Annotated in this window: 13 protein-coding genes and 1 other RNA gene; 9 read left to right on the forward strand and 5 right to left on the reverse strand. The window is 63.7% G+C overall.

Features of this window, described 5'->3' with window-relative positions; genetic code table 11:
- Positions 1-50: 50 nt before the first annotated feature.
- Positions 51-587 carry an SH3 domain-containing protein gene (locus tag DYZ14_RS01575; protein ID WP_195949779.1) on the forward strand — a complete coding sequence of 179 codons (537 nt, stop codon included), beginning with the start codon at positions 51-53 and terminating at the stop codon, positions 585-587.
- Here DYZ14_RS01575 and DYZ14_RS01580 read toward each other — a convergent pair.
- A complete protein-coding gene (locus tag DYZ14_RS01580) occupies positions 580-1,572 on the reverse strand; it encodes an adenosine kinase (protein ID WP_154719038.1) in 993 nt (330 codons plus the stop codon). The two genes, DYZ14_RS01575 and DYZ14_RS01580, sit on opposite strands and share 8 nt — an antisense overlap.
- A gap of 393 nt (positions 1,573-1,965) precedes the next feature.
- On the opposite strand from DYZ14_RS01580, the gene DYZ14_RS01585 reads away from it, so the two are divergent.
- Positions 1,966-2,910 carry an AEC family transporter gene (locus DYZ14_RS01585; RefSeq protein ID WP_154719039.1) on the forward strand — a complete coding sequence of 315 codons (945 nt, stop codon included), beginning with the start codon at positions 1,966-1,968 and terminating at the stop codon, positions 2,908-2,910.
- Positions 2,911-2,994: 84 nt separating this feature from the next.
- On the opposite strand, the gene DYZ14_RS01590 is transcribed toward DYZ14_RS01585, so the two are convergent.
- Complete coding sequence (locus tag DYZ14_RS01590; RefSeq protein ID WP_154719040.1) at positions 2,995-3,723, reverse strand: c-type cytochrome; 729 nt, start codon at positions 3,721-3,723, stop codon at positions 2,995-2,997.
- Between the two features lie 153 nt (positions 3,724-3,876).
- On the opposite strand from DYZ14_RS01590, the gene DYZ14_RS01595 reads away from it, so the two are divergent.
- Together DYZ14_RS01595 and DYZ14_RS01600 are read left to right on the forward strand one after the other, a co-directional pair.
- The gene (locus DYZ14_RS01595) at positions 3,877-4,632 is read left to right on the forward strand and encodes a 3-deoxy-manno-octulosonate cytidylyltransferase (RefSeq protein ID WP_154719041.1); all 756 of its coding nucleotides are present in this window, start codon (positions 3,877-3,879) and stop codon (positions 4,630-4,632) included.
- A gap of 14 nt (positions 4,633-4,646) precedes the next feature.
- Positions 4,647-5,507 carry a prephenate dehydratase gene (locus DYZ14_RS01600; protein WP_154719042.1) on the forward strand — a complete coding sequence of 287 codons (861 nt, stop codon included), beginning with the start codon at positions 4,647-4,649 and terminating at the stop codon, positions 5,505-5,507.
- Between the two features lie 11 nt (positions 5,508-5,518).
- Here the strand turns inward: DYZ14_RS01600 and nudC are convergent, their stop codons facing one another.
- Together nudC and DYZ14_RS01610 are read right to left on the reverse strand one after the other, a co-directional pair.
- A complete protein-coding gene (nudC, locus tag DYZ14_RS01605; RefSeq protein ID WP_154719043.1) occupies positions 5,519-6,478 on the reverse strand; it encodes an NAD(+) diphosphatase in 960 nt (319 codons plus the stop codon).
- On the reverse strand, positions 6,475-6,915 hold the full coding sequence (locus DYZ14_RS01610; RefSeq protein ID WP_195949780.1) for an HIT family protein: 441 nt from the start codon (positions 6,913-6,915) through the stop codon (positions 6,475-6,477). The genes nudC and DYZ14_RS01610 overlap by 4 nt, the downstream gene beginning before the upstream one ends.
- A gap of 58 nt (positions 6,916-6,973) precedes the next feature.
- Here DYZ14_RS01610 and ffs point away from each other — a divergent pair.
- The 3 genes from ffs (at position 6,974) to DYZ14_RS01625 (ending at position 9,387) form a co-directional block, all read left to right on the forward strand.
- An RNA gene (gene ffs, locus DYZ14_RS01615) (signal recognition particle sRNA small type) lies at positions 6,974-7,070 on the forward strand.
- A 79-nt stretch (positions 7,071-7,149) separates the two neighbouring features.
- Positions 7,150-9,024 (forward strand): DNA polymerase III subunit gamma/tau, encoded by a 1,875-nt coding sequence (locus DYZ14_RS01620; protein WP_154719045.1) that lies wholly within the window; start codon positions 7,150-7,152, stop codon positions 9,022-9,024.
- A 39-nt stretch (positions 9,025-9,063) separates the two neighbouring features.
- Positions 9,064-9,387 (forward strand): YbaB/EbfC family nucleoid-associated protein, encoded by a 324-nt coding sequence (locus DYZ14_RS01625; RefSeq protein WP_154719046.1) that lies wholly within the window; start codon positions 9,064-9,066, stop codon positions 9,385-9,387.
- Between the two features lie 54 nt (positions 9,388-9,441).
- Here the strand turns inward: DYZ14_RS01625 and DYZ14_RS01630 are convergent, their stop codons facing one another.
- Entirely contained in the window at positions 9,442-10,053 is a 612-nt protein-coding gene (locus DYZ14_RS01630) for an MOSC domain-containing protein (protein ID WP_154719047.1), read from the reverse strand.
- 57 nt (positions 10,054-10,110) lie between these two features.
- Here DYZ14_RS01630 and recR point away from each other — a divergent pair, with 57 nt between their 5' ends.
- Together recR and DYZ14_RS01640 are read left to right on the forward strand one after the other, a co-directional pair.
- Positions 10,111-10,716, forward strand: a complete 606-nt coding sequence (gene recR, locus DYZ14_RS01635; protein ID WP_154719048.1) for a recombination mediator RecR — start codon at positions 10,111-10,113, stop codon at positions 10,714-10,716.
- 28 nt (positions 10,717-10,744) lie between these two features.
- A complete protein-coding gene (locus tag DYZ14_RS01640; protein WP_232365403.1) occupies positions 10,745-12,043 on the forward strand; it encodes a lytic murein transglycosylase in 1,299 nt (432 codons plus the stop codon).
- The last annotated feature ends 14 nt before the right edge of the window (positions 12,044-12,057 follow it).

The raw sequence follows: 12,057 nt of genomic DNA on the forward strand, positions 1-12,057 counted from the left end.
TGGCGGCAACTCGAAGAAGCCCTTGAAATCTTTGAGCGATCGGAACCGCCATGCGTCACTTCGTGCTTCGTGCCTCTCTCGTTTCGTGGATCGCCCTCGGGCTTTGCGCGATGGGCGGGCCGGCAGCCGACGCCCAAGGCGTCTCCAAGGGGTCGAGCGGCCTGCCGCTGCCGCGTTTCGTCAGCCTGAAGGCAAAGCGCGTCAATCTGCGGATCGGCCCGAGCACCGACTATGCGGTGTCATGGCTGTATCTCAAATCCGGCCTTCCGGTCGAGATCATCCAGGAATACGAAAACTGGCGGCGTATTCGCGATGCCGACGGCACCGAGGGGTGGGTGAGCCAGACCCTGTTGTCCGGCGAGCGCACGGCGGTCGCCGCGCCGTGGATGCGCGGCGATGACGTCTTCGTCATCCTGCGCGCCGATTCCCAGTCCAGCGCCCCGGCCGTCGCCAAGCTCGAGCCGGGCGTTGTGGTCCGGCTCGAGGAATGCACCGGCAACTGGTGCCTGGCGGAAGCCGGGGGCGTCACGGGCTGGGTCGCACAGGCCGAAATCTGGGGTGCCTATCCCGGCGAAGCGTTCAAATAAGCCCGGCGTCGCGGGCGGCCTCCGACAGCGAGCCGAACGGACGCGGACCGATCTGCTGGATGACGATGCCGGCAGAGAGGCAGCCAAGGCGTCCGCAATCGAACAGCGAGCGACCTTGGGTATAGCCGAACAGGAAGCCTGCCGCGAACAGGTCTCCGGCGCCCGTCGTGTCAACCAGCTTGTCAATCACGGTCGCTTCGACCCGGATGCGCTCGCCACCCTTGAGGATCACCGCCCCTTCTTCGCTCATCGTCACGGCCGCGAGCTTGCAATCCCTGGCCATCCTCTCCAGCGCGAGATCGAAATCCTCCGTCTCGTAAAGGGCGAGAGCTTCCTGCTTGTTCGAGAAGACGATATCGACCGTGCCCGAGCGCATCAGGTCGAGGAACTCGTCGCGATAGCGACCGACGCAGAAGCTGTCGGACAAGGTCATCGACATCTCACGTCCGTTCTCGTGGGCGATGCGGGCACAGTCGAGGATGGCCTGCTTGGCGCGCGGCGGATCCCAGAGATAGCCTTCGAAATAGGTCACCTTTGACTGTGCGACGACCTCCGGCTCGACGTCTTCGGGGCCGAACTCGACGCAGGCGCCGAGATAGGTGTTCATCGAGCGCTCGCCATCGTCGGTGACGAAGATCATGCTGCGCGCGGTCGGCGGAAAAGTGCCTTCCGGCTTCGTTTCGTAATGCACGCCCTGGGCGCGGATGTCGTGGGCGAAGATCTTGCCCAGTTGATCCTCGGCAACCTTGCCGAAATAGGCCGCCTTGCCGCCGAGGCTGGCGATGCCGGCAGCCGTGTTACCGGCGCTGCCGCCCGACGCTTCCACCGCCGGACCCATCAGGGCGTAGAGCTTTTCGGCGCGCTCGGCGTCGATCAGGTTCATCGCGCCCTTGGTGATGCCATTGTCGACGAGAAAGTCATCCTCGCAACGCGAGAGGATGTCGACGATGGCATTGCCGACTGTGAGAACATCGAACCTGCTCATGAATCCCGGATCTCCAATAGTTTGGGCTGCCTCGGTCATAGCTGTTTTTCCTCAGCAGAAAAGCGAAAACCTGCAGCCTAGGAGGAAATGCGTAGACGTCATTCCGTTGTCACGCAGACCGATTAGACAAGCCTCAAGTGACGACGGCATGAGCGCCTCACACGCAACGCCGTCCGCTCGGGACATGATTTGTCCCTTTCCAGGATCGCATCGACCACGGATGTACTGGCGATGTGAATTCTGGGCTCGACGGGATCGAGCAGGGAAAGCGGGGGAAGCCCCGCTTCTTTCGTTTGCGGGCCGTACTAACAATAATCAAAACGCACTGGCCGCCCGCCAGGCATCGCGGTAAGGCTTGGTCCCCAACGCTTGCTCCCGAGAGCCATTTCGCACATGTATGCCATTGCCCAGGACGTCTTTCCGATCTTCATCCTTATCCTGTTCGGCTGGGGACTGGTGAAGACCAGGGTGCTGAATGCCGACATTGGCGACGGTCTCGGCGAGTTTGTATTCAAGGTCGCAGTGCCGGTCCTCCTCTTCCGGACGATCTCCCAGGCCGATTTCCACGGAGCATCGCCGTTCCGCCTGTGGATCGCCTATTTTTCCGGCGTCGCGATCACCTGGGCGGTCGGACACATCCTGGCGACCAGGATCTTTGGCCGCGATGCTCGGGTCGGTGTGCTGGCTGGGGTGTCGTCGGCCTTCGCTAACAACATCTTCATCGGCCTGCCGCTGGTGGAGCGGACCGTCGGAAGCGACGGCATCGTCGCCGTGTCGATCCTGCTTGCCGTGCACCTGCCGCTGATGATGGTCATCGGTACGGTGCTGATGGAGCGCGCCGAGCACAAGGTCAACGGCGGTCAGGCCCGCGGGGTGCTCAATGTGCTTCGGCAGGTGGCTACCAATCTCCTCCGCAATCCGCTGGTGATCGGCCTTGCGGCGGGCCTCATCATGCATGTGAGCGGACTTGCGCTTCCCGGCGTCTTGGCGAGCGTCGTCGACCAGATCACCGCCATGGCGGCGCCGGCTGCCCTGATTTCGCTGGGCATGGCGCTCAACAAATATGGAATCCACGGCAATGTCCGGATCGCCGCCGTCATTGCCGCGCTGAAGCTCTTGCTGATGCCCGGCTGCGTCTGGCTCGCATGCAGGCTTCTCGGCTTGAGCGCCGATTGGACCGCCGCCCTGGTGCTCACCTCTTCGGTTCCCACCGGCATCAACGCCTGGCTGATCGCCAACCGCTTCGGTGTGGGACACGGGCTCGCCGCCTCGGCGATCTCGCTATCCACAGCGGTCGGCGTATTGAGCGTCACGCTTTGGGCCTGGATGCTGCAGTAAGCCGCCCCCACCCACGGGGGCCAGAACGAAAAATGCCCGGCAAAGCCGGGCATAGTCCTCAATTCAATCTTTAAAGGCTGGAACTCAGTTGTTGGCAGCCGGTGCCGGAGCGGCATCCGTCGCAGGCGCCGCGTCGGTGGCAGCCGGTGCCGGAGCAGCTTCAGCAGGAGCGGCATCCGCAGCGGGAGCAGCAGGGGCCGCTTCGGTCGCTGCTGCATCGGCCGGTGCAGGTGCGGCCTCGGCCGGCGCAGCGGCGGCATCCGCAGCAGGCAGCGCTACCGGCGTATCGGCCAGCGTACGCAGATAGGCAATCAGATTGGCGCGTTCGTCTTCCTTCTTCAGACCTGCGAAGCCCATGGCGGTGCCGGGGATGAACTTCTTCGGGGCAGCCAGGAAGTGGCTCAGATTGTCATAGGTCCAGGTGACCGCGCCACCCTGCGAAAACTCTGTCATCGGGGCCGAATAGCCGAAACCTTCATGCGATGCGACCGGACGCTCGACAATGCCGAAAAGGTTCGGGCCAACCTTGTTGGCGCCACCCTTATCGGCGGTGTGACAGCTCACGCACTTCTTGAAGACTGCTTCGCCGGCAGCAGCGTCGGCGCTTGCCAGGAGCGTGGCAATCGGCGTCTCTGCGGCAGCGGCTGTATCAGCACCGGCTTCGCCTTCGGATGCAGCCTCGGCGACGATGGCGTAGCCTTCCTTCTCCGGAACCTCCGCGTGGAAAATGCCTTCCGACGTGATGGATACCGTCATCAGGACGAAAACGGTGCCAAGAAGAGCACCAACGCCCATGTTCACATATGAGTTCATCTGCAAACGCTCCCATGCAGCCGGCGGATCAGCAACCGGACGATCTTGAAATCGCGCGGAACCTATGTCTTTTGCTTGACAGTTGCAACACGATTGTGATCCCCAATTCGGGACTTTTTGACACTTTTCCTGCGTGATTTGAAGGGGCTGACCATGAATAAAGACGAATTGGGCAAGACCCTCGTGCTGATCCCGGCGCGCATGGCCTCGACCCGTCTGCCCGGCAAGCCCCTTGCCGACATCTGCGGCCTTCCGATGATCGTGCAGGTTGCCATGCGGGCGCGCGAGGCGAATGTCGGGCGGATCATTGTCGCCGTTGACGACGCCCGGGTGTTCGAGGCGGTCGAGGCCGCGGGCTTCGAGGTTGTCATGACGCGCGCCGATCACCAGTCCGGCTCGGACCGCATCCACGAGGCGCTGACCAAGGCCGATCCGGATGGCGTCGTCGAGACAGTCATCAACGTCCAGGGCGACCTGCCGACGATCGAACCGGAGACCATCCGCGCCGCGCTGAGGCCGCTGGAGGATCCTTCCGTCGACATCGCGACACTGACCGTCGAGATCACCGACGAGGAGGAAAAGACCAATCCGAACGTCGTGAAGGTGGTCGGATCACCGCTTTCCGACACGCGGCTGCGGGCGCTCTATTTCACCCGCACGACCGCCCCGCATGGCCAAGGGCCGCTCTATCACCATATCGGTCTTTACGCCTATCGCCGCGCCGCGCTCGAACGCTTCGTCGCCCTTCAGCCCTCGCCGCTGGAAAAGCGCGAATCGCTGGAGCAGCTTCGGGCGCTTGAGGCCGGGATGCGCATCGACGTCGAGATCGTCAATTCGGTGCCGCTTGGCGTCGACACGCCCGCCGACCTCGAAAAAGCACGGCACATCCTCAGCCGCAAGGCCCAGTGAAGAACGGATATCCGATGACGACCAGAACCAACAGGATCGCCTTCCAGGGCGAGTTCGGCGCCAATTCCGACATGGCGTGCCGCGACATGTTCCCGCAGATGGAGCCGCTCCCCTGCCCGACCTTCGAAGATGCCTTCGTGGCGGTGGAGAATGGCGAGGCGGATCTCGCGATGATCCCGATCGAAAACACCATTGCCGGGCGCGTCGCAGACATTCACTACCTGCTGCCGGAATCGCGGCTGCATATCATCGGCGAGTATTTCATGCCGATCCGCTTCCAGCTGATGGTGCTGCCGGGCGTGTCGATTGACGAGATCCGCACGGTGCACAGCCATATCCATGCGCTCGGCCAGTGCCGCAAGATTATGCGGGCCAATGGCTGGAAACCGGTGGTGGCGGGCGACACGGCGGGGGCTGCCAAGCTCGTCGCCGAGCGTGGCGACCGGACGATGGGCGCGCTTGCGCCGCGCCTTGCGGCGGATCTCTACGGTCTCGACATCGTCGCCGAGAATGTCGAGGACACCGAGAACAACGTGACCCGCTTCGTCGTCCTGTCGCGGGAAGAATCGATCGCCCAGCGCCTGAGCCCAGACGAGCTGATCGTCACCACCTTCGTCTTCAATGTCCGCAACATTCCCGCCGCCCTCTACAAGGCGATGGGCGGCTTTGCCACCAACGGCATCAACATGACGAAGCTCGAGAGCTACCAGATAGGCGGCAAGTTCGTGGCAACCCAGTTCTATGCCGACATCGAGGGCCATCCGGAGGACGCGCCCGTACGGCGCGCGCTGGAAGAGCTCCGGTTCTTTTCCGAAAAGGTTCGCATCCTCGGCGTCTACAAGGGACATCCGATGCGCGGCAAGCTCGGTGGCTGAGGCTCAGGGCCTCAGCGTTTCCAGTCGAGCCAATCGACGATCAGCCGCCGGGCGATCGTCCCCTCGATCGGCAGGCTCAACCCGTTGACCGGGCCCTGCTCGATCAGTTCGGCAATCTCCGCACGGCCGAACCAGCGGCAATCGGCCAACTCGGCGGCATCCGCCTGGACGTCGAACGAGAGCGCCTCGGCATAGCAGCCGATCATCAACTGGTGCGGCATCGGCCAGGGCTGCGAGGCGTGATAACGCACCCGACCGATCTCGATGCGCGATTCCTCGCGCGTTTCGCGACGAACGGCATTTTCGATCGTCTCGCCCGGTTCGACGAAGCCGGCGAGGCTAGAATACATGCCCTCGGGGAAACGATGATTGCGGCCAAGCAGGCAACGGTCGTGCTTCTCGTCGATCGCCAGCATGATCGCCACCGGATCGGTGCGGGGGAAGATCTCGTGAGCACAGGACGTGCAGGCGCGTTTATAGCCGCCGATACGGCTTTCCATCGCGGACCCGCAGCGGCCGCAAAAACGATTGTCGGCGTTCCACCGCAACAGGCTGAGCGCCTGGGCCGCCTCACCCACCAGGTCCTCGCCGATCAGCCGATCGCGAAACAGGGCACGCGCATCGGCAGGCTTGTAGTGGCTCGCCAGATCCTCGGCGGGGCACTGGACCGGAACGGCGATCCGCGGTTCCCCGGTCGGCTGGAAACCGAGCAGGACGGCATTGTCGAAATCGGGTGCCAGTTCCGCAAGCTCGTAAGGAGCAAAGAGCGGGTCTAGCACCTGGCCGTCGTGCTTCAACACGAGCTTTGCATCGCAAAAGGCGAGGATATGAGTGCCTTCCACCGCTAGCGCCTTTTCCAGCGACGTCTCGTCTCGATGCTCGCTGTCGCGGGCAAGGGCATTGCGGGAAAAGGCGGTCAGGTCGCTCGGCTCGGGATGCGGGCCGTCGAAGTCGAATATCGATTTTTTCATGAGTGAATGGCTTCGAGTATCTTCTGCTGGAAGGTCCGTCGTTCGTCCTCGCCATAGGGCACGGCCGTTCCATGGCCCCAGACGGGGCCCGGCCAGTTGGCATCGCCCTCCTTGCGGGCGATGACATGGACATGCAATTGGCGGACGATGTTGCCGATCGCCGCGACATTGATCTTGGTCGCTCCGGTCGCGGATTTGAGCGCGGCTGCCACCGTGTTCTGCTCGAAGGTCAGGACGGCCTGGTCGAGCGGGGTCAGATCGAAGACCTCGGAGACGCCCGGGCGCTTCGGCACCAGCACCAGCCAGGGCCAGCGGCTGTCATTGATCAGCCGCAGTTCGCAAAGGCCGAGATGGACCAGCAAATCGCTGTCGCGCGCAAGCCGCTCGTCGAGTAGGAATTTGTCCAAGGCGTCCCTCCTGGCATTTTTCCCCCTCATAGCAGTTTTTTACCGGCTTGGCTTGCATTTGATCGCGTAATTGCCGATATGTGGCTCGGGAGGTTGGTGGTGGACGAGCCACTCGCCAACCGGGTCAGGTCCGGAAGGAAGCAGCCCTAACGAGCGCGGCACGGGTCATCGTGCCAGCCTCCCACCTTCCGTTTTATTTGGCCGGCTACGATGCTGGCCAGTGCGCGCCCGGTCACCGGGTCTTTAAGAGACGCTGGCAGGGCGATGAGTGATTTCGAGCCGAAAGCATCGAATTCCGAGGGTAGCGCCACCGGCTACCGGGTTCTCGCCCGCAAATATCGCCCCAAGGATTTCACCGACCTGATGGTCGGCCAGGAGCCGATGGTGAGAACCCTCACCAACGCCTTCGAGACCGGACGCATCGCCCAGGCCTATATGCTGACCGGGGTGCGCGGGGTGGGCAAGACCACCACGGCCCGCATTCTGGCGCGCGGCCTGAACTACAAGACCGCCGAGATTGACAAGCCGACGATCGACCTGAAGATCCCCGGCGAGCACTGCCAGGCAATCATGGAAGGCCGCCATGTCGACGTGATCGAGATGGACGCCGCCTCGCATACCGGCATCGACGACATTCGCGAGATCATCGAGCAGGTGCGCTATCGCCCGGTATCGGCGCGCTACAAGGTCTATATCATCGACGAAGTGCACATGCTGTCGACCCAGGCCTTCAACGGCCTGTTGAAGACTCTCGAGGAGCCGCCCGAGCATGTGAAGTTCATCTTCGCCACCACCGAAATCCGCAAGGTTCCGATCACGGTGCTGTCGCGTTGCCAGCGCTTCGACCTGCGCCGGATCAGCGCCGGGGACCTGGTCGGGCTGTTCTCGACCATTTCGGCCAAGGAAGGCATCACCGCCGAGGAAGAGGCGCTGGCGATGATCGCCCGGGCCGCCGAAGGCTCGGCGCGCGACGGTCTGTCGCTGCTCGACCAGGCGATCGCCCACGGCGGCGGCATCGTGCGGGCCGAGGCCGTCCGCGGCATGCTCGGCCTCGCCGACCGTGCGCGGATCGTCGACCTGTTCGACCATATCGTGCGTGGCGATGCCGCCGCTGCCCTTTCCGAATTCGGCAGCCAGTATGAGGCCGGCGCCAATCCGACCGTGGTCCTGACCGATCTTGCCGACTTCACCCATCTGGTGACGCGGCTCAAGTATATCCCTTCCGCCGCGCAGGATCCGTCGCTCAGCGAAGTGGAGCGGGTGCGCGGTGCGGAGCTGGCCGACAGTGTGTCGGTTACCACCCTGTCGCGGATGTGGCAGATGCTGCTCAAGGGCATTCCGGAAGCCGAGAATTCCTCCCGTCCGGCCGGCGCGGCCGAAATGGTGATCATTCGCCTTGCTCATGCCGCCCACCTGCCCTCGCCGGAAGATGCCGCGCGCCGGCTGCTGGCGCTATCCGAAGGCGGCGATGGGGCCCAGCCCGGGGCTGCGCCGCGCGGCGGCAATGGCGGCGGTGCATCCGCCGCCTATCGCACGGCGGCCGTGGCCCAGCAGTCCGTCGACGTCTCCGCCCGGATCACGCCGGCGCAACCGGTTGCGCACCTGCACAGCGTTCCGCAGCCGGACAATGCGCCAATGACGCTCGCCCGCACGGAAACGAAGCCGGCCGAGCCCCGGCCCCAACCCAAGGTGCACATCAACTCGCTCGAAGATGTGGCCGAACTCTGCACCCGACACCGCGACCCGAAGCTGAGGGCGCTGTTGCGCAATTTTGTCCGGCTGGTGGGCATCGAGCCGGGTCGACTGGAAATCAACCTGCCGGCTGAAGCGCCGAAGACACTGGTCAGCGATCTGCAGAAGCGGCTTGAGGAATGGACCGAAATCCGCTGGATGGTGATCCTCAGCCGCGAAGAGGGACAGCCGACCCTTGTCGAGGCGGACGCTTCGACCCGTGAGGCCCGCTTCGTCGATGCCCGCCAGGATCCCGATGTGGCGGCAATCCTCTCCCGCTTTCCCGGGGCCAAGGTTACCGATGTGAGGATCCGCGCACCGGTGGTCGAAGAGGAGATGCCGAGCTTGCCGGCGGCGGCGGAATCGGCCGAGGGCGACATTCTGCCCGGCGACGACATCGAGTTCTGACGCAATCCAGTTCGATTTACACATACAAGGAGACAGCACATGCGCGACATCATGGGCATGATGGGCAAGGTCAAGGAAATGCAGGCCAAGATGGAGAAGATGCAGGCGGAGATCGCCTCGCTCGAAGTCGAAGGCAAGTCGGGCGGCGGGCTGGTGAACGTCACCATGACCGGGAAGGGCGATCTCAAGGGCGTGAAGATAGATCCTTCACTGTTCAAGGAAGACGAGGTCGAGATCCTCGAGGACCTGATCGTCGCCGCCCACAAGGACGCCAAGGACAAGGCCGAGGCCGTGATGGCGGAAAAGACCAAGGAAATGACCGCCGGCCTGCCGATCCCGCCCGGCATGAAGCTGCCGTTCTAATCCTCAGTTCAAACCTGCCTTTGACAACGGCCGCCTTTCCGGCGGCCGCTTTCGTCAGTCGTTGAGGAAAGCCCTGAGTTCGGCATGCAGCGGCACGGCGAGGTAGCGGTCACGCTCGGCGCCCTTAAGTTTCTTGCCGTAGCTTTCCATGAGTTCCGGCATGGTGATGCGCTCGCCGGCGAAGGGTTGGTAGTCGACCGTCTGACCGGCCTTTAGAATACCGCCGGAGAGCACCCGCGCATAGGCGCCGGCACGGCCGGCCTTCATGTAGCGCTTGGGGAATTTCGGGTCGTTCATCTTTGCGGCGAAGGTGGCGCAGGGGATGCGGGTGGAGGTCACCTCCAGCACCACATCGCCGACAATGAAGCGGTCGCCGACCGCGATGTCTCGATTGTCGATCCCCTCGATCACCAGATTCTCCCCGAAAGTCCCGGGCTCCAGAGGATGGCCGAGCTCACCGGCCCACCAAGCGAGCGTCTCTGCGCCCTCGATATAGACCGCCTGTTCCTCGCCGCCATGCAGTTCACCATTGCAGATCGCATCGCCGACAATGCCGTGGGCGTCGACCATGACCGGGCCGTTCACGGCCATCTTGTTGATGCCGGTCTTGTATTTCTTGCCGGGCAGGATTTCGGCACTGCCACGGCAGACGGCGAGGATTTTCATGCGGCGGCACTCCCTTCGGCGATTCCGTTTAGCGAGGATATGGAGTAGAAGCGGCCAATGGCAAAGCGAGTCACCGGTCCCGAAATCGAAAAACTCATCCAGCTCCTGGCAAAGGTGCCGGGATTGGGCCCGCGCTCGGCCCGCCGCGCGGCACTCCACCTGATCAAGAAGAAGGACCAGCTGATGGGTCCGCTCGCCCATGCCATGGGCGATGCCTTCGACAAGGTGAAGGTCTGCTCGCACTGCGGCAACGTCGACACCGTCGATCCCTGCACTGTCTGCACCGACGACAGGCGCGACCAGTCGATGATCATCGTCGTGGAGGATGTGTCCGACCTCTGGGCGCTGGAGCGAGCCGGCGCGATGAACGCCGCCTATCACGTGCTCGGTGGCACGCTCTCGCCGCTGGACGGCGTCGGGCCGGACGATCTCAACATCAAGGGGCTGATCGATCGCGTCGCCAAGGGCGGCATCCGCGAGGTCATCATCGCCGTCAACGCCACCGTCGAGGGCCAGACGACAGCCCACTATATCACCGACCACCTGGCCGGCCTCGATGTCAGGATCACGCGGCTGGCGCATGGCGTGCCGGTGGGCGGCGAGCTGGATTATCTCGACGAAGGCACACTTTCGGCCGCTTTGCGCGCCAGGACAGTCATCTGATTCTCTGTACGACGACGGGAGACCTGTCATGACCGGCCTTAGCCCCCTCCGCCCTGTCGGGCAGTCCATCCCTAGGAAGGGCGTTCGACGCAGCCTTGCGCTGGTGCTTTCTGTCTGCCTGCTTTGGAGCGTCCCTGCCGCCATCGCCGCCCCGTCCAAGGCGGCCGTCGAACAGCAGTTCCAGGCCTGGCTTGCCAACGACCTCTGGCCGGAGGCGAAGACGGCCGGAATTTCCCGTCAGGCCTTCGACAAGGCGGTCGCCGGCCTGACACTCAACTGGGACCTGCCGGACCTCGTGCCCCCGGGGACGGCACCGCCCAAGGATCGGAAGCAGAGCCAGGCGGAGTTCTCCTCGCCCGGCGCCTATTTCTCGGAAAAGCGCTTGCAGGGACTGGCCGCCACCGGCCGCAGCCTTGCCGATCGCCACGCCTCGACGCTGCGCAAGGTCGAGGCGGCCTATGGCGTTCCCGGCTCGATCATCGTCGCCATCTGGGGCCGGGAATCCGGCTTCGGCGGCGCAAGGCTGCCCTATTCCGCCGTCGAGGTTCTGGCCACAAAGGCGTTCATGTCGACCCGCAAGGACCTGTTCCGCCGCGAACTGATCTCGGCGCTGCACATGATCGAGGGCGGCGATATCGGGGCGGGCCAGATGAAGGGCTCCTGGGCGGGGGCGCTCGGCCAGCCGCAATTCATGCCGACCAGCTATCTCAAATATGCCGTCGACTTCGACGGCGACGGCCATCGCGACATCTGGAACTCGGTGCCCGACAGCCTGGCATCGATCGCCAACTACCTGAAGAAAAGCGGCTGGCAGACGGGACGTGACTGGGGCTTCGAGGTCAAGATACCAGATGGCGTATCTTGCGCCCAGGAAGGCCCGGACCGGGCCAAGCCGCTGTCGGAATGGTCGGCGCAGGGGATCACCCGGATCTCCGGCAAGGCCTTTCCGGGAAGCGAACTTTCCGCCTCGACGATGATGCTGGTGCCGGCCGGAACGCACGGCCCGGAATTCCTCGTCAGCCCGAACTTCTACGTGCTCAAGGAGTATAACAACTCCGACCTCTATGCCCTTTTCATCGGCAATCTTGCCGACCGCATCGCCTATGGCAGCGGCGCGTTCAAGGCTCCGTTCGGTGACGTCGGCAAGATGCTGCGCTCCGACGTGCTTGCCATGCAGAAGGCGCTCGTCTCCAAGGGCTATGACGTCGGCAATGTCGACGGCCTGCCGGGCTTCAAGACGCGGCGGTCGCTGGGCGACTGGCAGGAAAAGAACGGAATGAAACCGACCTGCTATCCGGATGCCTCGCTGAAGGGCAAGCTGCGCTGAGGCCAAGAAGTCCC

Origin of the sequence: Ciceribacter sp. T2.26MG-112.2 (assembly GCF_900492205.1) — a bacterium.
GTDB classification, from domain to species: Bacteria; Pseudomonadota; Alphaproteobacteria; order Rhizobiales; family Rhizobiaceae; genus Allorhizobium; species Allorhizobium naphthalenivorans_A.